21 protein-coding genes and 1 other RNA gene are annotated in these 24,622 nt (G+C 57.6%); 15 read left to right on the forward strand and 7 right to left on the reverse strand.

Features of this window, described 5'->3' with window-relative positions:
• The first annotated feature begins 15 nt into the window (after nt 1-15).
• The gene (locus QZ869_RS03900) at nt 16-3,705 is read left to right on the forward strand and encodes an AsmA-like C-terminal region-containing protein (RefSeq protein ID WP_296102536.1); all 3,690 of its coding nucleotides are present in this window, start codon (nt 16-18) and stop codon (nt 3,703-3,705) included.
• 115 nt (nt 3,706-3,820) lie between these two features.
• Here QZ869_RS03900 and QZ869_RS03905 read toward each other — a convergent pair whose 3' ends face one another.
• The 4 genes from QZ869_RS03905 to ssrA form a co-directional block, all read right to left on the reverse strand.
• The gene (locus tag QZ869_RS03905) at nt 3,821-4,033 is read right to left on the reverse strand and encodes a ribbon-helix-helix domain-containing protein (protein WP_296039589.1); all 213 of its coding nucleotides are present in this window, start codon (nt 4,031-4,033) and stop codon (nt 3,821-3,823) included.
• A 489-nt stretch (nt 4,034-4,522) separates the two neighbouring features.
• Nucleotides 4,523-4,720, reverse strand: a complete 198-nt coding sequence (locus QZ869_RS03910) for a DUF4169 family protein (protein ID WP_296038760.1) — start codon at nt 4,718-4,720, stop codon at nt 4,523-4,525.
• Between the two features lie 57 nt (nt 4,721-4,777).
• On the reverse strand, nt 4,778-5,287 hold the full coding sequence (locus QZ869_RS03915; protein WP_296038762.1) for an SspB family protein: 510 nt from the start codon (nt 5,285-5,287) through the stop codon (nt 4,778-4,780).
• Between the two features lie 189 nt (nt 5,288-5,476).
• Nucleotides 5,477-5,849: a transfer-messenger RNA gene (gene ssrA, locus QZ869_RS03920) on the reverse strand.
• Nucleotides 5,850-5,983: 134 nt separating this feature from the next.
• Between ssrA and QZ869_RS03925 the strand changes: the two genes are divergently transcribed.
• The 11 genes from QZ869_RS03925 (at nt 5,984) to QZ869_RS03975 (ending at nt 17,260) form a co-directional block, all read left to right on the forward strand.
• The gene (locus QZ869_RS03925) at nt 5,984-6,292 is read left to right on the forward strand and encodes a DUF2853 family protein (RefSeq protein ID WP_296102537.1); all 309 of its coding nucleotides are present in this window, start codon (nt 5,984-5,986) and stop codon (nt 6,290-6,292) included.
• 95 nt (nt 6,293-6,387) lie between these two features.
• A complete protein-coding gene (locus QZ869_RS03930; RefSeq protein WP_296038767.1) occupies nt 6,388-7,182 on the forward strand; it encodes a thymidylate synthase in 795 nt (264 codons plus the stop codon).
• On the forward strand, nt 7,179-7,706 hold the full coding sequence (locus QZ869_RS03935; RefSeq protein WP_296038770.1) for a dihydrofolate reductase: 528 nt from the start codon (nt 7,179-7,181) through the stop codon (nt 7,704-7,706). The genes QZ869_RS03930 and QZ869_RS03935 overlap by 4 nt, the downstream gene beginning before the upstream one ends.
• A 146-nt stretch (nt 7,707-7,852) precedes the next feature.
• Nucleotides 7,853-8,986 carry an FtsH protease activity modulator HflK gene (hflK, locus tag QZ869_RS03940; protein WP_296102538.1) on the forward strand — a complete coding sequence of 378 codons (1,134 nt, stop codon included), beginning with the start codon at nt 7,853-7,855 and terminating at the stop codon, nt 8,984-8,986.
• A gap of 1 nt (nt 8,987) precedes the next feature.
• Nucleotides 8,988-9,938, forward strand: coding sequence for a protease modulator HflC (gene hflC / locus QZ869_RS03945; RefSeq protein WP_296084944.1), 951 nt, complete (start codon nt 8,988-8,990; stop codon nt 9,936-9,938).
• Nucleotides 9,939-10,495: 557 nt separating this feature from the next.
• Entirely contained in the window at nt 10,496-12,046 is a 1,551-nt protein-coding gene (locus QZ869_RS03950) for a Do family serine endopeptidase (RefSeq protein ID WP_296021003.1), read from the forward strand.
• Nucleotides 12,047-12,420: 374 nt separating this feature from the next.
• Nucleotides 12,421-13,773 (forward strand): LLM class flavin-dependent oxidoreductase, encoded by a 1,353-nt coding sequence (locus tag QZ869_RS03955; protein WP_296021007.1) that lies wholly within the window; start codon nt 12,421-12,423, stop codon nt 13,771-13,773.
• A 9-nt stretch (nt 13,774-13,782) separates the two neighbouring features.
• On the forward strand, nt 13,783-14,631 hold the full coding sequence (locus tag QZ869_RS03960) for an ABC transporter permease (protein WP_296021009.1): 849 nt from the start codon (nt 13,783-13,785) through the stop codon (nt 14,629-14,631).
• Nucleotides 14,632-14,674: 43 nt separating this feature from the next.
• Nucleotides 14,675-15,655: an ABC transporter substrate-binding protein gene (locus tag QZ869_RS03965; RefSeq protein ID WP_296102539.1), complete on the forward strand. Its 981-nt coding sequence runs from the start codon at nt 14,675-14,677 to the stop codon at nt 15,653-15,655.
• Nucleotides 15,656-15,664: 9 nt separating this feature from the next.
• Nucleotides 15,665-16,432: an ABC transporter ATP-binding protein gene (locus QZ869_RS03970; RefSeq protein ID WP_296076143.1), complete on the forward strand. Its 768-nt coding sequence runs from the start codon at nt 15,665-15,667 to the stop codon at nt 16,430-16,432.
• A 78-nt stretch (nt 16,433-16,510) separates the two neighbouring features.
• Nucleotides 16,511-17,260: an SDR family oxidoreductase gene (locus tag QZ869_RS03975; protein ID WP_296102541.1), complete on the forward strand. Its 750-nt coding sequence runs from the start codon at nt 16,511-16,513 to the stop codon at nt 17,258-17,260.
• 25 nt (nt 17,261-17,285) lie between these two features.
• Here QZ869_RS03975 and QZ869_RS03980 read toward each other — a convergent pair whose 3' ends face one another.
• Both QZ869_RS03980 and serB read right to left on the reverse strand, forming a co-directional pair.
• Nucleotides 17,286-17,846: a GNAT family protein gene (locus QZ869_RS03980; RefSeq protein WP_296084947.1), complete on the reverse strand. Its 561-nt coding sequence runs from the start codon at nt 17,844-17,846 to the stop codon at nt 17,286-17,288.
• Entirely contained in the window at nt 17,843-18,733 is an 891-nt protein-coding gene (gene serB / locus QZ869_RS03985) for a phosphoserine phosphatase SerB (RefSeq protein WP_296038776.1), read from the reverse strand. The genes QZ869_RS03980 and serB overlap by 4 nt, the downstream gene beginning before the upstream one ends.
• On the opposite strand from serB, the gene miaA reads away from it, so the two are divergent.
• Nucleotides 18,732-19,628, forward strand: a complete 897-nt coding sequence (gene miaA / locus QZ869_RS03990) for a tRNA (adenosine(37)-N6)-dimethylallyltransferase MiaA (protein ID WP_296038777.1) — start codon at nt 18,732-18,734, stop codon at nt 19,626-19,628. The two genes, serB and miaA, sit on opposite strands and share 2 nt — an antisense overlap.
• A gap of 12 nt (nt 19,629-19,640) precedes the next feature.
• Here the strand turns inward: miaA and QZ869_RS03995 are convergent, their stop codons facing one another.
• Nucleotides 19,641-21,626, reverse strand: a complete 1,986-nt coding sequence (locus QZ869_RS03995; RefSeq protein WP_296102542.1) for a DUF87 domain-containing protein — start codon at nt 21,624-21,626, stop codon at nt 19,641-19,643.
• A 382-nt stretch (nt 21,627-22,008) separates the two neighbouring features.
• On the opposite strand from QZ869_RS03995, the gene QZ869_RS04000 reads away from it, so the two are divergent.
• Nucleotides 22,009-23,802 carry an acetolactate synthase 3 large subunit gene (locus tag QZ869_RS04000; RefSeq protein WP_296021028.1) on the forward strand — a complete coding sequence of 598 codons (1,794 nt, stop codon included), beginning with the start codon at nt 22,009-22,011 and terminating at the stop codon, nt 23,800-23,802.
• Nucleotides 23,803-23,823: 21 nt separating this feature from the next.
• Nucleotides 23,824-24,396: an acetolactate synthase small subunit gene (gene ilvN, locus QZ869_RS04005; RefSeq protein WP_062426570.1), complete on the forward strand. Its 573-nt coding sequence runs from the start codon at nt 23,824-23,826 to the stop codon at nt 24,394-24,396.
• Nucleotides 24,397-24,622 lie beyond the last annotated feature (226 nt).

Below are 24,622 nucleotides of genomic sequence, written 5' to 3' on the forward strand. Positions count from 1 at the left end.
GGGAGACGACGGGTCGTGCTCGGACGCATACTGGTTTTTCTGGGCGGACTGCTGGTCGTGGCGCTTTTTGCGGCGCTTTTGATTCCGTATTTTATCGATTGGACGGACTTCCGTCGCGACTTCGAAGATCAGGCAAGCCGCATCTTGGGCAAGAAGGTCGTGGTCCACGGACCAGTCGAGGCCCGGCTTCTGCCGTTTCCATCCGTGACTTTGCACGATGTACGGGCAGGCACCGATGCCGATGGCTCGCCGCTCATTCAGGTGGCGCGCTTTTCCATGGATGCCGAGCTTGCGCCGTTTCTTTCCGGGGAAGCACGTATCTTCGATATGCGCATCGAAGAGCCGAAAGCGAAAATTCGTCTGCTGAAGGATGGAACGCTGGACTGGATGCGTGGAGGTCGCGCCGAGATCCCAGCCCGTACAGTGGTGCTGGAAAGCGTCAATATCGAAGACGGGCAGATCGAGTTCATCGACGAGCAATCCGGGCGCAACCGCACCATCACCGGGCTGAACGCCGCCATGTCAGCGAAGTCTCTTGCTGGACCCTGGCGTGCGGATGGGCGTGCAGCTATCGACGGGCACGCCGGTTCGTTTTCGCTCACAAGCGGCGAGCCCGATCCGACGGTCGGTCGGATGGGACTTCGTTTGCGGCTGCAGCCGGATGAGTATCCGGTCGAAATCGATCTCGATGGCGGTATCGGCGCGACGGCTGGTCGTCCAGTCTATAGCGGTTCCTTCGCCTTCAATTTTAGGCGCGACGATAAGCAGCAAAAGCAGGATCAATCGATCTTTTCTGCGCCGCGCACACGCGGCAGCTTCGAGCTGACAAACGGACGTTTGCGGGTTCCAAGCTACCGTATGGAACTGGGGGCCACCGATAATCCCTATATCGTCACCGGCGAGGCAACGCTGGATACCGGGGCGGCGCCTGAGTTTCTGCTGACTGCCGACGGTCAGCAGATCGACTTCAATCGTTTCACGCCAGCGCCAGCGTCTTCCAGTGGCAAGACATCGCGGGTTCCGACCGTGTCGGTGCGCCAGCGGATCGAGGCATTTGCGGATCTGATTGCGCGCATTCCGGTGCCGCAGGTGCCGGGCAAAGCAAGCATCAGTCTGCCCGCGCTGGTTTCCGACGACACCACGATCCGCGATATCCGCCTCGATGTTCGACCGGACGGATCGGGTTGGCAGGTGGTCAATGCCGTTGCCGTGCTTCCGGGCCGCACCCAGTTCGAGGCAAAGGGTTCGCTGACGCTGACAGGCGGGCCTGCTTTCAACGGCGATCTACTTGTCGCCTCCAACCAGCCTTCCGGACTTGCGAACTGGTTGACGGGTAGTGTCGATCCGGCAATCCGCCAACTTAATGCCGCCGGGTTCTCATCCAAGGTGTCGCTGACCACCAAGGCGCAGCGCTTCGACAACCTCGAGCTCGCCATTGGTCAGGCGTCTTTGCGCGGTAGTCTTTTACGCCAGGCGATGGACAAAGGATCGAGCATCGATATCGATCTGGCCGGTGACGAGATCGATCTGGACGCCTTGAAGGCCCTTGGAAGCCTGGTGCTTGGCGATCAGAACGGCTCGTCGGTCTTCGATCATCGCATCACTGCGAAGTTCAAGGCTGATCGTTTCAATATGGCGGGCGTGACCGCCAATAAGGTGGAGACCGCCTTCACGGTATCAGAGGGCGTTCTCTCGCTCGAGACGATGACGGCAGGTGATATTGCCGGTGCCGAGGTTCACGCCAAGGGTGAGCTGAAGGGCTCGCTGCTCAAATATGGTGGCAAGGGCACGGTCAATCTGCGCGCCGCCGATGCGCAGCCGGTTCTTGAACTCGTTGCACGCAAGCTCCCGCACCATCCTTTGCTGGATCGTCTGGTCAGAAGTGCTGCCTGGTACGCCAATTCCGACGTCACGGTCGATCTGTCCGTCGATAGCAATAGTGGCGGCGCAAACGCTGCCGTTTCCGGCACCATCAATGGCAGCCGGCTCTCAGCGGTTGCCAAGCTGCCCGATTTCTTCTCCATTACCGACGATACTGCCCTGACGCTCGAAGCGGTCCTCAAGAACCAGTCGACTGCCATTCTGTTCGGCCAAGCGGGGCTCGATCCGCTGCCCTTCGATGCCGATGGCGAAGGCCTGCTATCGGTTAAGCTCAACGGAAGCCTCGGCGCTGCAATGCAGACCGATTTCCGCTTTTCAACCGAGCGTACGCACTTCACCGCCGCAGGCAGCTTCTCGCTGGCGCCTGGAAGCTTCGGCGAAGGCAGTGCCGATGTGGCGCTCGAAAGCGCCGATATCGAACCCTATCTCATCATGAATGCCGTGGGGCTGCCGCAACTGGGCGGCGGCATGTCGACCAAGCTCAATGCCAAGCTTGCGGTCGACAAGGACAAGGCGAATTTCACAAATCTGGCCGGTCAGGCAGGCGGTAACGCTTTCTCCGGCAATGTCGCGATATCAAGAGCAGCCCCCTACAGATTGATGGGCGATATCTCACTTGCCAGCGTCGATATGGACTGGCTGGGTGACGCAATGTACGGGCCGGTTATCGATCCGGAAAATGGCGGCCTGAATGCCAAGCCGGTCGCACTTCCCGCGTTTCCGAAAGTGGAGGCGGCGTTGGCGGTCAAGGCGGCGAAGTTCGCTGCAGGACCTTTCGGCACGGTATCGGGCTCTTCATTTAATCTGACCCACGCCAACGGCACGTTGTCGCTCGATAATATGTCCGGCGACTGGATGGGCGGCAAGGTTTCCGGCAACGTCGCCATGGCGACAGGGGAGGGTGCAGCTATTTTTCGCACCAAGCTTTCCATTGCCGGTGCCAATCCCGAAAGCATCGTTTGGAGGAATGCAAATGGTCCTGTGGTGACCGGGCGCTTTGCTGCCGATCTGACAGCGGAAGCCACGGGCAAGAGTGTGCGTGAATTGTTGACCGCGGCCAGTGGTTCTGGCGAGATTCGTACAGACGATCTCGTCTTGCGCGGCCTCAACCCGAATGCCTTCCAGCCTTGGCTTCAGGCAGCGTCCGGGCTTCAGGGCGACATTGATGCGGCAAAGGTTCGCCCGCTGGTCGATCAGCAGTTATGGCAGGGAGACATTCCGCTCGGGCAGATTTCGATGCCGTTCACCATCTCCGATGGCAGTCTGCGCATGCAAAATGTGACGGCGTCCACCGACAAGCTGTCCATGACAGGCGAGCTTTCTCTCAATCTGGCGGACGAAACGCTGACCGGTGGCGTCGCGCTCGATTATAAGCCGGGCATCGAAGAGCTCGCCGGTGCTTCGCCGTCCATTCGCCTCAACTATGTCGGTCCTCTCGCGCAGCCTGCTTTGACGACCGATGTGTCCGGGCTTACCGGCTACCTGTCTCTTCGCGCTTTCGAAAAGGAAAGACGGCGCGTCGAGGCGCTACAGGCAAGCGTTCTGGAAAAGCAGCGTCTGAGACGCGAGGTTGCGCTGTATCGCTTCCAGGCCGCAGAACGAGAGGCGGCAAAGGAGCGTGCGCAGGCAGAGGACAGAGCCAGGAAGGCGGAGGAAGAACGCCTGCGCAACATGGCACAGGAGCGTCTGCAGGCGGAGAAAGAACAGCAGGAGCGCTTGCAGCGTCAACAGCAAGACCAGCAGTCCGCGCCGACCCTGACGGTTCCGCCGACGCAGGACGTGATCAGGCAATTTTCCGATCCACCGAAAGACTCTCCGCCCTGATCTCGGCTTGCATGGCGCGCAGGTTGTGGTGACGAGAAACATGTTTGCGGGAATGGCGCTCCGCATGTCAGCAGGATCGGAGATCGCAGGGTGCTTCGACCTCGATCGGGTTGTGCTATGGCTGGGCTTTGAGCCAAGTCAGGACGTAGACCCGCAGAGCCGACGACAGATTGCTGCTTTCCGATCTGTTATCGTCGATCTCAGCCAGCAGCGCCGCAAAGCTCATTTTTCGTTTTTCTGCAATGGCACGCAACTCTTCCCAGAATGCATCTTCCAGAGAAATGCTGGTGCGGTGACCATGAAGAGTCGTGGAGTGCTTGCGTATCAAGGTCGCTGCTTTCCAAACTGGTTCAAGAGGATTGCAATCTGATTCACTGTCTGCCTGCAAGTCCATGAAATGTATAGGAGCTTGCGTTCGATAACGCCGCTATCCGGTGTGGGTTCCACGGCTTTTGGCGCGCTTTGGCATAGGCCCAAAAATCGTAACCGATTTCGGGACAGCACAATGCGCAGATTAAAGAAGATACAGCGTTCTTTGTGCGTCGCATAAGGATGACGCTCTAGTGCCGCTCTGCCCGATATCGACACAGCGATCGGAAAGCCAGCGAGAGCTGGGCGGTGGTCCGACTGGCGCATCGACAGAGTGAATGGAGGACGGATGCAGTTTTTAACCGGCGGTTGGCGGTGCGCTCAAATATGAAGATGGGGGAGCGCAAGATGAGACCGTGGTACCGGGCTCTGCCTTGAAGGCGTGTCGCGATCTTTCAGGTCAGCCGCTTCCGCTAGAGGCTTTCGTTGTCAAAGAAACGAAAAAGTTCTACTCGGCGTCGCCGTCGTTTTTCTCAAGCTTGCCCTGATCGAACTGACGATCCGCCTTGCTCTTCAGGGCGTCAGTCAGGGACTTTTCGGCTTTTGTTCGGCCAAATGACAGGCGGTTTTGCTCCGCCTGTTTTTCCTTTTCGGAGCGTGTCTTCTGCTTGCGAAACTGGCGAAGGTTGACGACGTCGCCGGTCATGCAGTGCTCCCAGTGATGACGGTATTGCTTACGGCGCTTATGCGGCCGCCTAACACTTTACTTGTTTTTACGGAATGCATCGAGCGAGACGACCGAACCGGCCTTCTTCTCCTCATCTACCTTCTTTTCTTCCGATACTTGCGGCTTGCCCTCTGCAGGAACCGGGTATGCGGTGATCTCTGCTTCCTGAACCTCTTCCTCTTCCGCCATCGGCACGTCGAATTCGAGTTCGAAGTTGACCGACGGATCGTAGAAGCCGCGAATTGCGTTGAAAGGGATCACCAGCTTTTCAGGCGTGTCGGAGAAAGACAGGCCAATCTCGAAAAGGGTCTCGGTGACCTTCAGATCCCAGAACTGGTGCTGGATGACGATTGTCATCTGTTCGGCATATTTCGCTTTGAGGTGTTGCGAAATGCGAACGCCCGGAGCGCCGGTCAGGAAGGTGATGAAGAAGTGGTGATCGCCCGGCAACCGGCCGGTGGCCGCAACCTCGCTCAGAACCTTGCGGATAACGCCGCGAAGGGCATCCTGTGCGAGAATGTCGTAACGGATATGATCCTGCCCCATACGGTCCTGTCTTTCCTTATTCGAACGTCTTTTACCTAAGTATACGCAATGTCTTAATGCGCAGCAATGAAAAAGCCTTTGCCGCTTCCAGCATGTTCTACTCATCAACCGCGGCAAATATACGCGCAGTGACGTAAGGCTGAAAGCGAGTCAGACGCACCCTATAACGAATTTCAAAAGAGGAGAGAAGGTGGAGGTTTCTGTTGCCAGGTACCTCCGAACCCCGCCTTACGGGGCTAACCGTAAGGACTTAGAGCGGAATTCCCGCACCGCCATTAGGCAGCGAGAGCGTATTCCTTAGCGTTGTTGTCATTTGCAACTACACTTGTGACCCGATAACGGCGGTATCATGCCGAGCAAAAGTTCGATCTTTACGCCCTTGTCGATCCTATTTCGCCCCCATCAAAAGCCGGCCTTATCACAAGAAGCCGCCGGTTTTTGGTGGAGGCGCCGGGTACCGCCCCCGGGTCCAATAGGTTTATTCCATCGACCGTTTATCGCCATAGCCGGATTTGCATCCGGCAGAGGTCATATAGGCATTTCTTCGCTGTTAGAAAAGAGGCCTTGTGACATTTCGATAAAGGAATGAACCACGTTGGGTTGCATGAGATTCTTGACGCGGTTGCGGGGTTGGAACATGTTCTTCTTGAAGCGGACGTAGATACGATCCGGCCGCTCAACATGGAGGATAAGGACATGACGGACTATCTTGCAGATGTGAAGACATACGATCCCAATGCCGATGAAGCCGTGGTGAACAAGATCGTCAAATATTTGGGTATCGCGCTTCGCAATCGCGACTCGGCGCTGGTGTCGTCATCTGACCCGCAGGAGCTTGCGAGAGTGAAGAGTGGATGGTGCGCCAAGAAGCTCGGTGTGGATGGCGCTGACGCTGACGCCGCGATTGCCGCGACCGCGAAGGAGATGGCGGCCGACCGCAGCAAATCGCGCGTGACCTTCTATTACCTTGTGGCCAAGCATCTGGACAAGCTTGAGACCGTCTGACGTATAAAGCTGTTGGGGATTTAATTCCTCAGTCGATTGGTTCCGCTGCCGGGAAGAGATATAACAAACCCATAGAGACTCGGTGGCGGAGCGACATGAAGCAATATCTCGATCTTCTCAAGCATGTGATGGAAACGGGAAGCGATCGCGGCGATCGTACCGGGACGGGCACGCGTTCCGTCTTCGGCTATCAGATGCGTTTCGATCTCTCCGAAGGCTTTCCGGTGCTGACCACCAAGAAGCTGCATCTACGCTCGATCATCCATGAGTTGCTGTGGTTTCTGAAGGGCGATACGAACATCGCTTATCTCAAGGAAAACGGTGTTACCATCTGGGACGAGTGGGCCGATGAAAAGGGCGATCTGGGTCCTGTATACGGGGCGCAGTGGCGCTCATGGCCCGCACCGGATGGTCGTCACATCGACCAGATTCAGCTTTTGATCGAGGGCCTGAAGACCAACCCCAATTCGCGTCGGCATATCGTTTCGGCCTGGAACCCTGCGCTGGTCGACGAAATGGCGCTTCCGCCCTGCCACTGCCTGTTCCAGTTCTATGTTTCGGATGGCAAACTCTCCTGCCAGCTTTACCAACGCTCCGCCGATATTTTTCTCGGAGTGCCCTTCAACATCGCTTCTTACGCCTTGTTGACGCTCATGGTGGCGCAGGTTACCGGCTTGAAGCCTGGGGATTTCGTCCACACGTTGGGTGACGCGCATATCTATGCGAACCACTTCGAGCAGGCCGAACTGCAGATGACGCGCACGCCGAAGCCGCTGCCGACCATGCGGATCAATCCGGAAGTGCGGGATCTGTTTTCCTTTAAGTTCGAAGACTTTACGTTGGAGAACTACGAAGCCGATTCAAGCATCAAGGCACCGATTGCGGTATGAGTGAACCCCGCATCGTTCTGATTGCCGCAGTGTCCAGAAACAACGTCATTGGGCGCGAGCTGGATATGCCTTGGAAGCTGTCGTCCGATCTGAAGCGCTTCAAGGCTGAGACCATGGGCAAGCCGATGATCATGGGCCGCAAGACTTTTCTCTCCGTCGGCGAGCGCCCCTTGCCGGGGCGTCCGCATATCATCATCAGCCGTAATCGCGACTACAAGCCGGATGGCGTCGAGGTCGTCTCTTCGCTCGAGGATGGCTTGTCTTTGGCACGAGCCAAGGCCCGAGAACTCGGTGTGGACGCTGTTTATGTTGCCGGTGGGGGCGAGATTTATCGTCAGGCCATGCCCTTCGCCGATCAACTTTCCGTCACCCATGTAGACGCTGAACTGGAAGGCGATACGTTTTTTCCGGAAATTGATTTGAGCGTTTTTGAAAAAACCGATGAAATTGCCCTGTCAGCCGGGGAAAAGGACGATTATGCCGTGCGTTTTTCAACCTATCGGCGGCGCGGTGCGGCAAAGTGAACTATTTGGACCTGTCTGGTATTAAGTTACCGCCCCTGCGTTGAAACAGACGCGTCGCCTTCTTATAACGAGGACGATATTCCCGCCGGCATCGCGAAAGCGCGTTGGAGAGGGAGCGGGAAAGTTTTTATAACAAAGAGGTATGAATGCCCTGGAGCAATCAGAATGGCGGCGGCCCTTGGGGCGGCGGCGGTAATAGCGGCGGCGGTGGAGGAAATAACCAGGGTGGACCTTGGGGATCAGGGCCAAACCGTCCACGCGGTGGTGGAGGCGGCGGCAACGGTAATGGTGGCCCGCCCGATCTGGAAGAGATCATCCGGCGCAGTCAGGATCGTTTCAAGCACATGCTTCCGGGAGGCTTCAATGGTGGCGTCGTCGCCATCATCGCCCTCGTAATCCTCGCCTTCATCGGCATTCAGTCCGTCTATACGGTTCAACCGGATGAGCGCGGTGTGGAGCTGCGTTTCGGCAAGCCAAAGAATGAAGTTTCCATGCCGGGTCTGCACTACCACTTCTGGCCGATCGAGACTGTCGAGATCGTCAAGGTGACCGAGCAGCAGCAGAATATCGGCGCACGCGCTACTTCGTCTTCTGCTGCCACCGGCGTGATGCTGACCGGTGACCAGAACATCGTCAACGTCCAGTTCTCGGTGCTTTACACGGTTTCCGATCCCAAATCCTATCTCTTCAACGTCGACACGCCAGCTGAAACACTTCAGCAGGTTTCCGAAAGTGCCATGCGCGAAGTTGTTGGCCGTCGTCCGGCGCAAGACATCTTCCGTGACAATCGCCAGGCGATCGCTGCCGATGTTCGCAACATCATCCAAGGCACGATGGACAGCTACGGTGCCGGCATTTCCATCAACGCGGTTGCGATCGAAGATGCGGCACCGCCGCGCGAAGTCGCTGACGCCTTCGATGAAGTGCAGCGCGCGGAACAGGATGAGGATCGCTTCGTTCAAGAAGCCAATCAGTATGCCAACCAGAAGCTCGGTGCGGCACGCGGTCAGGCAGCTCAGATCGTCGAAGAGGCCAACGCTTACAAGAGCCGTGTCGTGAACGAAGCGCAGGGTGAAGCGCAACGCTTCGTCTCGATCTACGATCAGTATCGCACGGCACCGGAAGTAACGCGCGAGCGTATGTTCATCGAAACGATGGAGCGCGTTCTGAAGGGCTCCAACAAGATCATCATCGATGAAAAGCAGGGAGTGGTGCCATATCTGCCTCTGAACGAAATGATGCGCGGCAATAGCGGCGCAGCGCAGCAGGGAGGCAACTGATATGAGCAATCGTCTTACGGCAATTCTCGTCGGCCTCGCCGTCCTGTTCTTCCTCGTCTACTCTTCGGTTTTCGTGGTGAATGAGAGACAGCAGGCGATCGTCGTCCGGTTCGGTCAGATCCAGGACGTGAAGACGCAGCCGGGTCTCTACTTCAAGCTGCCATTCGCCTTCATGGATGCCGATCGCGTTCAGTATATCGAAAACCGCGCATTGCGCTTCGACCACGATAATATCCGTGTTCAGGTCTCGGGCGGCAAATTCTATGAAGTCGATGCCTTCGTGGTCTATCGCATCACCGATGCGCGTCGCTTCCGTGAAACGGTTTCGGGCGATCAGCTCTCGGCGGAATCGCGTCTGCGCACTCGTCTCGATGCATCGCTTCGCCGCGTCTACGGTCTGCGTGGTTTCGAATCCGCTCTATCGGACGCCCGCGCTTCGATGATGCAGGAAGTACGTGACGATCTGCGTCCTGATGCCGAATCTCTCGGGATCAGCATCGTGGACGTTCGTATTCGCCGCACAGACCTGACGCAGGAAGTCTCGCAGCAGACCTTCGATCGCATGAAGTCCGAACGTCTTGCAGAAGCCGAACTGATCCGTGCCCGCGGTAACGAAGAAGGCCAGCGCCGTCGTGCTATCGCCGATCGTCAGGTCGTCGAGTTGGAATCCGACGCTCAGCGCCAATCTGAAGTGCTGCGCGGTGAAGGCGACGCGGAACGCAACCGCATCTTCGGTGAGGCCTTCCAACGTGATCCTGCTTTCTTCGAGTTCTACCGCTCGATGACGGCTTACGCCAACTCGCTGAACGGCAGCGGGACGACTCTGGTTCTTTCGCCAGATTCAACCTTCTTCCGCTACTTCAACAACATCAACGGTACGCAGCCCCAGGGTGCGGCTTCCGCTGCTCCAGCAGCGCCCGGCACTGCGCCGACGCCGGCGCCGGCGAACTGATTGTTGGATTGATAAGATTGAAAAGGCCGCCTTGAGCGGCCTTTTCTTATGAAGCTATGTGAGGTCATTTTTAAAGCTTAATTGTGAGGGCAACTGAAACGGCTGTTGGAGTGCCCTCATCTTTTCAAGCGATAGAGATCGGGATGGATCTTGAAGATATTGTCGTCTACATTTGGCTTAGGATGATCAGAGGATGGAGTGACAGGTCTTTCTTAGAGAACATCCTGTTTTTGATGTTGTTTCTGTTTTTTGCTTCATTTTTATTATTCTTTGTTTTTCTTTTTTTGTGGGGTGTGTTTGCTTACTTCATGAAATAGAATTATTTCTACCTCCGGGGTTATCCTTCTTGAGGCCTCTAGGATTGTACCGGTACATCGCGGCCCGTCCTTCTTGTAAAACGTGCGACAGCCACAGTTTTCCGCTACGTATGAATTTGCAGTGGAAGGTCGGCCAAGATTCGCGCGCTCTTCACGAAAAGGTTTTTCACACTTCATCATTCCGCCTTATGCTTGGTTCCTAAAGCTTGAGGCTACTATTTGCAGATGCGAGGACGCTTGATGCCCGTAACCCGATTTTCGCCCTTCCGCAGCAGCGTTGCCGGTCTGGCAGCCTTTGCCCTTCTTTCCGGTGGTGTTGCCATGCCGGTGGGTGCGATGGCGCAGACCAATGGGCCAGCCTCTGTTGCGGATCTGGCTGCGCCGCTTCTGGATGCAGTGGTGAACATCTCCACCTCGCAGAGCGTCAAGGCCGAGGGCAAGGGTCCAACGCCGCCGCGTATCCCAGACGGGTCACCTTTCCAGGAGTTCTTCAAGGACTATTTTGATAACCAGAAGCCCGACGGCGGCGAGAAGGTCAACTCGCTTGGCTCCGGCTTCGTCATCGATCCGGCGGGTTACATCGTCACCAACAATCACGTTATCGAAGGTGCCGACGATATCGAGGTCATCTTCCCGAACGGCAACAAACTGAAGGCAAAGCTTGTCGGCACCGATACCAAGACGGACCTTTCGGTTCTGAAGGTGGAGCCGAAGACATCCCTCAAGGCGGTCAAGTTCGGCGACTCGCGGACGATGCGTATCGGCGACTGGGTCATGGCGATCGGTAATCCCTTCGGCCTCGGCGGGTCGCTGACGGTGGGTGTGGTTTCAGCCCGCGGCCGTAACATCAATGCCGGACCCTATGACAACTTCATCCAAACCGATGCTGCTATCAACAAGGGCAACTCCGGGGGGCCGCTTTTCAATATGAAGGGCGAGGTGATCGGTATCAACACGGCAATCATTTCGCCGAGCGGCGGCTCGATCGGTATCGGTTTTGCCGTCCCCACCGAACTTGCGCAGAACATCGTGCAGCAGTTGATCGAGTTCGGCGAAACCCGTCGCGGCTGGCTTGGCGTGCGCGTTCAACCAGTGACCGACGATATCGCTTCCAGTCTTGGAATGGATAGCGCGAAGGGTGCGCTCATTTCCGGCGTGGTAAAGGGAGGCCCGGTGGAGAATGGGCCTATCAAGTCGGGCGACGTCGTCTTGAACTTCGATGGCAAGCCTATTCTGGAAATGCGTGACCTGCCACGGATCGTGGCGGAAAGCCCTGTCGGCAAGGAAGTCGATGTCGTCGTGCTTCGCGATGGCAAGGAAGAAAAGGTCAAGGTCAAGCTTGGCCAGTTGCAGGACAATGCCGAAGACCAGCAACCGGGTGCTAGCAGCGATGACGCTACGCCCGAAGATGGTGAGGGCGGTGAAATGACCGCCCCCGAAGACAAGGATGGCGCCGAAACGGAGCAGCAGGCGCCGGATACGCGTGAAGCATCGCAGACCGTGCTTGGCATGGACCTCGTGACGTTGACGGATGAGTTGAAAACGGAAAAGGGCATCGCAGAAAGCGTCGAAGGCGTTTATGTGGCGAGCGTTGCGCAGGGCTCGGTTGCCGAGCAAAAAGGCGTCAAGGCTGGCGACGTGATCGTTGAAGTCGGGCAGGATTTCATGGAGGTGCCAGGCGATGTGCTTGTACGCGTCAATGGCCTCAAGTCTGCCGGACGGAAGAATGCGCATATGATGATTGCCGATGCGCAGGGCAATCTGCGTTTCGTGGCAATACCGCTGGAATAGTCTGCTTCGTTTTTTAGCCATCTGCTATTTGCGAACACATCATCAAAGCCGTCCGTTTCCAACGGGCGGCTTTTTGCTGGCGGGATGGCTAGTCCGAGATGAGGACGATGTGCGATTTCGTCAGGTGTAACTCCTCCTGTGCAAAACACGCGCCGTTTCCTGTTTCGGAACATATTTGCTGCTGTTCTGTCTCTGCGCCCAACCACAGAAATCTTTTTGCTCAGCATCAGCAATCGAGCAATCTTCTTTCTATATAAAAATAATAGACAATGTAGGTTTCTTCTCAGACGGCACGTGGTGAACGGGTGTCGCGGCTAAACGGGCCGTTGTCCTGCCTGATGGCAGACATGGCAGAGCTCCAAAGCGAGGAACCAATGACACGCAAGATCAGACTGGGCGCATTCCTGCCCGGCGGTGGACAGCACATCGCATCATGGCGTCATCCCGATCAGCCCGTGGATGGCGCGGTGAGCTTCGAGTTTCACAAGCAACTGGCACAAACTGCCGAACGCGGATTGTTCGACGCCTATTTTCTGGCAGACAATCTGGCGGTCGGCTTCGGAGGGGCGCGCGAGGGTGGAAATGCCAGGGTTGCCGGTTTCGAGCCGACGACGCTGTTCTCGGCGCTCGCACCCTTCACCAAGAATCTCGGCTTCATCGCCACATCATCCACGACCTATGAGGAGCCGTATCTGACGGCGCGCAAATTCGCCTCGCTGGATCTCATTTCCGGCGGTCGGGCAGGATGGAACGTTGTGACGACAACCGGTGATTCTGCCGCGCAGAACTTCAATCTGGATACACAACTGCCCCATGCCAGCCGCTACAAGCGCGCCGCCGAGCACGTGGATGTTGTCAAGAAGCTGTGGGACAGCTTCGAGGATGACGCCTTTGTCCGCGAGGTGGAAAGCGGTGTGTTCTACGACAAGACCAAGCTGCATGAGACCAATCATCGTGGTGAGCATTTCCAAGTGCGTGGTCCGCTCAACGTGCCGCGCTCGCCGCAGGGCCATCCCGTTATCGTGCAGGCTGGACAGTCGGAGGACGGCCGCGATCTGGCAGCGGCAACGGCAGAGGTGATCTTCACTGCTCACCAGCATCTTGAGACGGCGCAGGAATTTTACCGCGACATTAAGACCCGCGCTCGCCGTCTGGGTCGCGATCCGAACCATATTCTTGTTATGCCGGGCGTATCGCCCTTTGTCGGCAGAACCCAGGCGGAAGCCCAGGAAAAGTATGAGAAGCTGACCTCGCTCATCCTTGAAGAGGATGGCGTCGGCCTCTTGAATGGTCTGACAGGGGGTACGCTGGATCTTAAGGGCTACGATCTCGATGGGCCGCTACCCGTGGCGCCGCCGACGGAGGGCATGAAGAGCCGACAGGCACTGCTGCGCCAGATCGCCGACGAGAACAATTTCACCATCCGGCAACTCTATCAGTGGGTCGCCTCGGCCCGTGGTCATTACACCATCGTCGGCACACCGGAGACAATCGTCGATACGCTGCAGGAGTGGTTCGAGAACGAGGCGGCAGACGGCTTCAACATCCTGCCTCCGTGGCTTCCCACAGCGCTCGACGACTTTGTCGATCTCGTTATCCCCGAACTTCAGCGGCGCGGCCTGTTCCGCACGCATTATGAAGGCACCACGCTTCGCCAGAATCTTGGTCTTCCATACCCGGTCAATCGCTGGTCGGTTCAGCAACCGGTTGTCCAGGCGGCGGAGTGAGGTGCGATCATGTCTTACGACGAGGTAAAATCCACCCATCCGGCTTTGCTGGACTATCGTGGCGAGAAACGTGCGCCACTCGCCATCCAGGTGATCAACCGCTATGGCAGGCCGTTTTTGTCCCGCTATGCGCTGGTGCTCGGCTTTTTGGCGGCTTGGCAAATATCAAGCGCGCAGGGGTGGATCAACCCTGCGGTCTTTCCACGGCTCGACGTTATCGTCGCCGCTCTCTGGAAAGGCATTGTCGGCGGGGCGTTGATCGATGACATCGCCATCAGCCTGCAGAGGTCCGGCATCGCATTTGCAGCCGCGGTTGTCATAGGCATTCCGCTCGGCCTTTTCATGGGGCAGGTGGCTGCTGTGGAACGCGCTCTCGATCCGCTGCTGCAGTTTTTCCGCCAGACATCGGCGCTGGCGCTCTATCCGGTCTTTATTCTGATGCTGGGCCTCGGTGAAGCATCCAAGGTCTTCGTCATCTTCTGGGCGACGCTCTTCCCGATCCTGCTATCTACCATCGGCGGAGTGAAGGAAGTGGATCGCAAGCTCGTGGAAATGGCCCGGACCTATGGGGCCGGGTCGATCGCGATCTTCCGGCGTGTGATACTGCCTGCTTCCGTCCCGGCCATTTTTGTCGGCCTTCGCCTTTCTGCCACCACCGCGCTTCTGCTGCTCATCGCCGCCGAGATGATCGGCGCCAATAAGGGCGTCGGCTTTCAGGTGATGAACGCCCAGTACAATTTCCAGATTCCTCTGATGTATGCGTCGATCCTGCTTCTGGCGCTTCTCGGGCTCGCGGCCAATGCCGGGCTCGTGTTGCTCCAGCGCAAGCTTTGCCGCTGGTCTGCGCCGTCCCATTGATCCCGCATCGATCCCTCATTCTTCAAATTCAAAGGATAAAACCATGACCTTCCATTCCCGCAAGCTGCTGCTTTCGGCAGCCTTTCTCCTCAGCTTTACCACAATCGCTTCGGCGGAAGAGATCAAGCTTCGCTACCTCGCAAGTCAGGGCGGTCTTGCCGCGCATGAGCTTGCTGAAAAACTCGGCTATTTTAAAGGAACTGGCGTCAGCTTTGAAAATGTCGGTTATGCCCAAGGTGGCCCGGCCTCGCTCTTTGCGCTGGCCTCCGGTGACGTCGAAATCGGAAGTGCCGCGACGTCTGCCGTGCTGAACTCGATTGCCGGCGGAAATGACTTCGTTGCCGCCTATCCTTCGAACGGCATCAACGATCAGGTCCAGTCGGTGTTTTATGTTCTGGACGACAGCCCGATCAAGACGATCAAGGATATTGCCGGCAAGACGATTGCGGTCAACACGCTCGGTGCGCATCTGGATTACACCATCCGCGAGGCGCTGCATTCGCAAGGCCTGCCGGCCGATGCCGCAAGGCCGGTTGTCGTGCCGGGACCGCAACTGGAGCAGGTGCTTCGTTCCAGCCAAGTGGATGTCGCAGCCTTCGGTTACTGGCAGACGACATTCGAAGGCCTCGCCAAGAAGAATGGCGGCATTCGTCCTGTCTTCGATGACACCGATGTTCTCGGCGATATTGCTGGCGGCTTCGTAGTCTTGCGTCGCGATTTCATCACGGCGCATCCGGAAGCGGCTAAGACATTTGTCGAGCAGTCTCAGCGGGCACTCGATTACGCTCGTGAGCATCCGGAGGAAACCAAGAAAATTCTGGCCAAGGCGCTCGAAGAGCGTGGCGAGAACCCAGAATTGGCGCAGTACTTCCTCGGCTACGGCGTGCGGCCTGGCGGCAAGGCCGTCGATCGTGACCTACAGTTCTGGATCGATGTTCTGACCCGCGAGGGCAAGGTTCAGCCGGGCCAACTCGCAGCGGAGAAAATCCTCTACTCGCCTGAAACCGCAACCGCCAGCAATTGAGGTGATGTGATGAGTGCAGTAGCGTCTTTGCGGGGAGAGGTGGCGATCCGCCATCTCTCCAAATCCTACCAGTTGAATGGTAAGCCGTTTCAGGTGCTGAAAGACCTGAACCTCACCATCGGATCCGGCGAAAGCCTCGCTATCGTTGGGGCCAGCGGTTCCGGCAAGACGACCCTCCTGCGGGTTCTGGCGGGGCTTGAAGAGGCAGATCGCGGTGACGTCCTGATCGATGGAAACGCCGTGCGCGGTGTCGGTCGGGAGCGGGCGGTGATTTTTCAGGAGCCGCGGCTTCTGCCTTGGTTGACTGTGCTTGACAATGTCGCCTTCGGGCTCGAAACGCAAGGTTTGAGCCGGGAAGAGGCGCGCAGCCGTGCACGCCGTTACATAAACCTCGTCGGCTTACAGCAGTTCGAGGATGCCTATCCGCGACAGCTCTCCGGTGGCATGGCCCAACGCGTGGGCATTGCCCGGGCTCTGGCCGTCCAGCCGGAAATCCTGTTGCTGGATGAACCACTCGGCGCGTTGGATGCGATGACCAAGATTGGCATGCAGCAGGAGCTTGCACGCATATGGCGCGAAGAAGACGTCACCACGGTTCTCGTTACTCATGATCTGGAAGAGGCGCTTTATCTGGCCGATCGTATCCTGATCCTCCCACGGGAAAAGGGCGCCGCACCCCGGCTGATCGATGTCGATCTTCCGCGCCCGCGTGACCGGAGTTCGCCAGCCTTTGTTCGCCAGCGGGAGGAACTGCTACACGTCTTTGGTCTGCACTAGCGCAAACGCATGAAACGGGTGGCTGTTAATGAAGCTGCTCTCTAAGCCTTGGCCTTCATGAAATGGAGGCCAAAGCCTATGACACTTCTAAATAATAAGGTCGCAATTATCACTGGCGCATCATCCGGTATTGGCCGGGCGACCGCGCTGCTCTTTGCCGCAGAGGGTGCTGCGGTCGTCATCAATGCGCGTGGCGAGCGGGCGCTGAATGAGGTTGCCGAGACAATAGCGAATCTGGGCGGCCGGGTGCATGCGGTGGTCGGCGATGCCGGTCTTGCGCAGACGCATGAGCGATTGGTTCGGGCGGCGGCGGATCGGTTCGGCGGTCTCGATATTGCCGTCAACAATGCGGGCGCTGTCGGCGCGATCAAGCCGCTCGCCGAACTCTCGCTCGAAGAATGGCATCACACATTGAACGCCAATCTGACCTCGGCCTTTCTCGGTGCGCAATCCCAGGTGCCATCCATGCTGGCGCGTGGCGGCGGAGCAATTGTTTTCACCTCCAGCTTTGTCGGCACGAGCGCCGGTCTGCCTGGAATGGCTGCCTATGGCGCGGCGAAGGCTGCCCTCATGGGACTGGTGAAAGGTCTGACCGCCGACTATGCGGTGAAAGGCATTCGCGCCAATGCCCTGCTGCCGGGCGGTGTGGATACGGCGATGGCTGGAGACGACGCACAAAAAGAATGGGCCGCCAGTCTTCATGCTATGAAGCGCATCGCTAGCCCTGAGGAATTGGCGCAGGCAGCGCTCTTCCTCGCAAGTCCGATGGCAAGCTTCGTGGCCGGATCGGCCCTCTATGCCGATGGAGGCAATGCCGCGGTGAAGTGAAGATGTGGGGCAGCAGGATGCGATGTTATCGCGCCCGCCATTCCTCCAGCGTCAGCGCGTAGGTGACGTGAGGGCGAAGGTGCGGATGTGTCTCTTCCGGCACGCGTGGGTGATTGAAATCGCGTGCCGCGTCGCGCTTCAATCCGATCCGCTTCATGACAGCGGTGGAGCGATGATTGTTGTAGACGGCGAAGGAAACGATCTCGGAAAGGCGCTTTTCGTCGAAAGCCATCGAGAGAAGCGCCTTTGCCGCCTCCGTCACGTAGCCCTTGCCCCAGTACCTGGTCGCCAGCCGCCAGCCGATTTCCATCGTGCCTGGGGTGAAGACGTTATCGATTGTCACCGGGGCGACGCCGCAAAAGCCCATGGGTTCGCCAGTCTCTCGATTTTCCATGGCGTAGAAGCCAAAGCCGGTGGTGTGGATGACGGCGTTGATCCTGTCCATCATGGCGTCGGATTCTTCGTCGCTGCGGCGCACGGCAAAGAACTCCATGACGACCGGATCGGCGTTGATCTCGCGGAAAAGGGCGCGGTCGCTTTCCTTCCAGGCGCGCAGAATAAGGCGTGGTGTACCGTGGATGATCATGCGGTGACGAAATCCGACTTGCGATAACCTTGAAGATAGAGGAGGGCGGTGAGATCGCCGTGATCGATGCGAATTTTCGCTTCCGCTGCCACGGCGGGTTTGGCGTGCAGGGCAACGCCGCTGCCGGCAAGGTGCAGCATGCCGAGATCGTTTGCGCCATCGCCAACGGCCAATGCATCCTCAGGCGAAATACCAAGCGTGTTCGCAATGTCGATCAGCGCATCGACTTTGGCCTGCTTTCCGAGAATGGGTTCGGCGACCGTTCCGTCCAACTGTCCGTCCTGCTCGCCAAGGATGTTGGCCCGGCTCTCCTGGAAGCCGATCATATCCGCAACGCGTGCGGTAAAGACGGTAAAGCCGCCGGATACGAGAGCTGTGTAGTAGCCCTTGGCCTTCATCGTCGCCACCAGTTCCTTACCGCCGGGGGTCAGCGTGATACGCTTTTCAATGACCTCACCGATGACGGAAACAGGCAGGCCTTTCAATAGCGCCACGCGCTCACGCAGTGCAGGCTCGAAGGCGATTTCGCCATTCATGGCACGTGCGGTAATGGCCGACACCTTGTCCTTCAAACCCACTTCGGCGGCCAGCTCATCGATGCATTCCTGCCCGATCATGGTGGAATCCATATCGGCAATCAGGATCTTCTTGCGGCGTGTATCCTGATCCTGAATGACAATGTCGATGGGTAGCCCGGCGATCGTGGCGGACAGCGTCGTGCGGGCAGCGTCAGTATCGGCGCCTTCCGGCAGCACCATATCGCAGGCAACACCGTCTGCCAGCCAGTAAAGGCCGGATGCTCCAACGGCCTGCGCCGCCGTTTCTCCAAGCGCTGGGCTGAGAACAGGATTTGACGGATTGGCGATAAGCGTGGCAACGAAAGCCATGATGAAAAACCTTGATGAACAATTCGATGCGATCCTGATAACCGGCCCGACCGCAAGCGGCAAGTCCGCCCTTGCGCTTCGTTTGGCCAAGCAGCATGGCGGCGTCGTCATCAATGCCGACAGCATGCAGGTCTATGACACGTTGCAGGTGCTGACGGCCCGACCATCGGCGGACGAGATGGGCGGCATCCCCCATCTCCTCTACGGGCATGTATCGGCCAAGACGCTATATTCTACGGGCGAATGGCTGCGGGAGATCGGCACTCTTCTTTCTCAACTCAAGGCGAAGGGGCTGCTGCCCGTGATCGTCGGCGGAACTGGACTTTATTTCAAAGCGCTGACGGGCGGTCTCTCGGACATGCCTGCGATCGCGTCCGATGTTCGGGAACGGTACAGGCAGCGTCTGATCGAAGAGGGTTCCGTGGCACTCCATGCCGAACTCCAAGCCCGAGACCCCGACGTGGCACAAGCGCTGATGCCGACCGACGGCCAGCGGACTGTGCGAGCGCTCGAGGTTCTGGAAGCGACGGGCCAGTCGATCAAGACCTATCAATCCGCCACGGGGCCTGTGATCATCGATCCGGCTCGTGCCCGCAAGATGGTGGTTTTGCCAGAGCGCCACGTCCTGCATGATCGCATCAATCGACGTTTCGCCCATATGATGGAGAGCGGTGCCGTTGAAGAAGTCCAAGCGCTTCTGGCTCTCGATTTGCCACAGGATTCCACGGCAATGAAGGCGATAGGCGTCTCGCAGATTGCCGAGTTTCTGGCGGGTCGGATGAGCGAAGGCGAGGTGATCGAGAAGGCTGCGGCTGCGACCCGTCAATATGCCAAACGGCAGATGACGTGGTTTCGCAATCAGATGGACGATGATTGGCAGCGTGTGCTTACGTGAGCCGGTTGTGCCTCAGTCTTTCCTGTAGAGGCTCCCTAAGGGCTTCTTCAGCAAGGTTTCGCGAATGGAGGAGCGTGTTTCGCTGGTGAAAAATGGCCGCATCGTATCGTGATCGACCGGAGCATTGCGCTCCGTGCTCGATATGGAGGCGGGCTGCTGCTGAGGAGGCTTTGGCGTTGCAGTTGGATTACCACGCGGAAGCATGTGAGGGCGGTAGGGTTCGAAGCCGTTACCAACCTCGCCGGGGCGGTCGTAAGCCCAGTCATCCATGTCGGTCTCGCTCATCTCCTTGGCAACCGTTGCGTCGTAGCTCTGCCGGAAGCCGGAAATGTCCGGGCCGGATACCGAGCGCATGCGCTTGACGATGGAGCGGAGATCGACATTGTCCGGCGTGTCGTCATGGATGGCGGCGGTAACGCTGCCCGCCTTCGGCAACATATGCTGCGGCAGGCGTTTAAATTGCATGCGCATCGGAACGCTCACCCCTTCGCCAAAGGCAATCGCTTCGCCGTTGCCAAGAGAGGAGAGGAAGCTGATCGTTGAGCTTGAAGAACCGGAAATCGCAGAGCGGATGATCTCCTGGTCCTTGTCGTTCGAAAGGCGCATGGCAAAGACAGTCGAACACTGCGACAGGATCGTCTGATCCAACTCTCCCGGTCGCTGCGTGATAATGCCAAGCGAAACGCCATATTTTCGGCCTTCCTTGGCGATGCGGGCAATGGCTTGGCGCGTTGGGAAGAAGCCAAGCTCCGGATCGGATGGCACATAACGATGCGCTTCTTCGCAAACGACCAGCGTATGGATCGATCCCTGGCTCCAAAGCGCTAGTTCGAAGGCCATGCGGCAAAGAACCGACGCAACGGAATTGACCACTTCGGAGGGAATTCCGGCAAGCTGAAAGACCGAAATCGGTTTGCCGTCTCCCGGCACACGGAAGATATGTGCGACCGTCTCGATGATCGTATCGTTGATGGTGCTATTGGAGAACATGAAGTGGTAGCGCGGATCGTTGATGGCTGCCATGATGCGCAGCTTGAGGGTGCGCAAAGCCGGCTTTTCGTCTCTGCCCTCCAGACGACCGAGGCGCTCGTCGATCAGCGCCAGAAGATCGGCAATGCGATAAGGAACCGGTGTATCGGCGGTCAGCGACGATTTTTCCGAGGCGCGCCGAATATGTGACATGTCCGTGCCACGGAAAGCGCGCTTGGCATCTGGGATGAGGTCGCGCAGAATGTCGAGCTCCTCGGCGGGCGGCTTTTGCCCGCGAAATACCACTTCGGCGAACTCTTCGAGTTTCATGAGCCAGAAGGGCAGATCGAGCGTATCCGTATCGATCACCACCGAGGTTGTCGGGAAGGCTGCGGCAAATTCATTATGGGGATCGAGAATCAGTACCCTGAGCTTCGAGTCTTTCTCGATGGCCTTGTTAAGGAGCAGGGTCACGGCCGTCGTCTTGCCCACGCCGGTGGAGCCGAGCACGGCGAAATGTTTCGACAGCAATTGCGGAATGTTGATCATCGCATCGACGCTCTGATCCTGGCTAAGATTGCCGATGATACAACTGCCCGCGGCGCTGTTTTCGTAGATTCGCATGAGGTCACTGGCGCGGATGCGATGAGCGACTGCGCCGAGATGGGGATAGCGGGTAATGCCGCTCGAAAAGAGCTCGATGCCGTCTTCCGTGGAATAGATTTCGCCGAGCAGTTCCACGTCCACGAGCAGCGTATTGGCGTCGTGGTCCGACCATGAAGAACCATCGATATTCATGGCGTAGGTGAGGGCAGTTACCCGCGTTGAGCCGAGATCGATGGAGATCAGCCGTCCGACCGACCATAATTTCGCGACATTCGGATCGTCGTTGGTGATGGTAACGGAGATACGCGCTTTCGAGCCGCTGCAGGAAACCACTCTGCCAAGCATGCGACTGGCTGCTGTCTGTTCGTCCCGGCGGTCGTGTTCGCCTGCCTTTGCCGATGCTCGTAGATCGTCGTTAAACACGGTTTTTTCCCCGCAAGGCCGATGTCGGTGTCGTCGATGCTTTGTTGTTATCTAAAAATGTTTAGGTCATGGGCTTTAACAAGTGGTGTAATTGGCGCGCATCTTTGTTTCGCATCGACCCGCTTCCGGGCAATAAAGTTAAGCCTTCGTGATTTTTTCGGCAATTTGCGTTGACGCCCATCATATTTCTGGCTAACACTCCGCCCCATGAAAAATCTTAACGTACTTATCGTGGTGGGACGGCGCATGGGCAGGATGGTGTAACCATCCGGCGAAAGCACCCATGCGCTGAACGAGGCTCCTCTAGGGGCCTTTTTTTATGTCTCCACTTGGGCGGTCACGCTCAGCGATATCCAAAAGCCAAATCGGGATGGAACAGGCAATGACGGATAAGGACAACACGGAAAACAGCAATCGCATGACGGGCGCGGAGATCGTGCTGCGTGCGCTCAAGGACAACGGTGTCGAGCATATCTTCGGCTATCCGGGCGGCGCTGTTCTTCCGATCTACGACGAGATTTTCCAGCAGGAGGAAATCCAGCACATTCTGGTTCGCCATGAACAGGGTGCGGGACACGCGGCAGAAGGTTACGCACGCTCCACCGGCAAGGTCGGCGTGATGCTCGTCACCTCCGGCCCAGGCGCGACCAATGCTGTTACCCCGTTGCAGGATGCGCTGATGGATAGCATCCCTCTGGTCTGCATTTCCGGCCAGGTTCCAACCACACTGATCGGCTCCGATGCCTTCCAGGAATGTGACACCGTCGGCATTACCCGCCCATGCACCAAGCACAACTGGCTGGTTAAGGACGTCAATGAGTTGGCGGGCATCATTCATGAAGCCTTCCGTATTGCGCAGACGGGCCGTCCCGGTCCTGTCGTCGTCGATGTTCCGAAAGATATTCAGTTCGCCACCGGTACCTATACGCCGCCATCCGCTGCCATTCAGCAAAAGAGCTACAAGCCAAAGGTTCAGGGAGATCTGAACGCTATCAAGGCGGCGATCGAACTGATGTCGAAAGCCAGGCGTCCTGTTTTCTATACGGGCGGTGGCGTGGTCAATTCCGGTCCGGAAGCCACCCGTCTGTTGCGCGAACTGGTCGAACTGACAGGCTTTCCGATCACCTCCACGCTGATGGGTCTCGGTTCTTACCCGGCGTCCGGCGACAAGTGGTTGGGCATGCTCGGCATGCACGGCTCCTACGAAGCCAATATGGTCATGCACGATTGCGACGTCATGGTTTGCATCGGCGCGCGTTTCGATGACCGCATCACCGGTCGTCTCAATGCGTTTTCGCCCAATTCCAAGAAGATCCACATCGATATCGATCCCTCTTCGATTAACAAGAACGTTCGCGTCGATGTTCCGATCATCGGCGATGTCGCGCATGTTCTGGAAGACATGGTCCGTCTATGGCGGGCGCTGCCTGCCAAGCCCGAAAAGGCGCAGACCGAAGAGTGGCACAGCCAGATCGCCCGCTGGCGCGCGCGCAACTCGTTCGCCTACAAGAACTCCAACGATGTCATCATGCCGCAATACGCGCTGGAGCGCCTGACTGCGGCCACCCGGGATCATGATACCTACATCACCACCGAAGTTGGTCAGCACCAGATGTGGGCGGCACAGTTCATCGGCTTCGAAAAACCGAACCGCTGGATGACCTCGGGCGGTCTGGGGACCATGGGCTATGGTTTCCCTGCTGCCATCGGCGTTCAGGTTGCCCATCCGGATGCGCTCGTTATCGATGTTGCCGGGGATGCCTCGATCCAGATGTGCATTCAGGAAATGTCATGCGCCATCCAGTATAATCTGCCGGTCAAGATCTTCATCCTGAACAACCAGTATATGGGAATGGTCCGTCAGTGGCAGCAGTTGCTGCACGGCAACCGTCTGTCCAACTCCTATACCGAAGCCATGCCGGACTTCGTCAAACTGGCAGAAGCCTATGGGGCAGTGGGCATGTATTGCGACGACCCCAAGGAACTGGACGACAAGATCGCCGAAATGATCGCGGTGAAAAGACCCGTCATTTTCGATTGCCGCGTCGCCAATCTCGCCAATTGCTTCCCGATGATCCCGTCCGGTAAGGCACATAATGAAATGCTGCTGCCGGATGAAGCAACGGACGAAGCAGTTGCCAATGCCATCGACGCCAAGGGTCGCCAGCTCGTCTAATCGTGGGAAGAGGATAAAGACATGAACGCACACCTACAGCCCACCGGCTCCGCATACTTCATCCAGACCGAAACGGCGATGGTGGAAAACCACACGCTCTCGGTTCTGGTCAATAACGAGCCGGGCGTTCTCGCCCGTGTCATCGGCCTGTTTTCCGGCCGTGGCTACAACATTGAGAGCCTGACGGTTTCTGAGACAGAACATGAGGCACACTTGTCGCGCATCACCATTGTGACGCGCGGCACGCCTGGTGTGCTGGAGCAGATCAAGGCGCAGCTTGAGCGGATCGTTCCGGTTCATCGCGTGGTGGATCTGACGGTGCGTGCACGCCAGGCAGGGCAAGAGCGTCCAATCGAGCGCGAAGTGGCGCTTATCAAGGTCGCAGGACGCGGCGAAGATCGCGCCGAGACCTTGCGTCTTGCTGATGCCTTCCATGCCAAGGTTGTTGATGCGACGCTCGATCACTTCATTTTCGAGATCACCGGCAAGTCGTCCAAGATCGATCAATTCGTTTCGATCATCAAGCCGCTTGGGCTGATCGAGATTTGCCGTACCGGCATTGCGGCGATGAACCGTGGGCCGGAAGGCATGTAACGCTTCATTCATGAGATCGACGAATGCGACAGGCTCCACTTTCGGGGCCTGTTTTTTTATGTTGGACAGCTACGTGGCGGGATACATTTGCGAGTGTCGGCTAGAGCGTTTCCTTGTTAAATAGAAACAGTTCTGTTGGTTCAAACGGGATCGACTGATTGTCCGGGCGGCGCGTGCCGTAGCCAACGCATACGGCCAAGCCGTCCGGGCAAGCAGGTGGCCCGTT

The organism is uncultured Agrobacterium sp. (assembly GCF_913777885.1).
Classification (GTDB): domain Bacteria; phylum Pseudomonadota; class Alphaproteobacteria; order Rhizobiales; family Rhizobiaceae; genus Agrobacterium.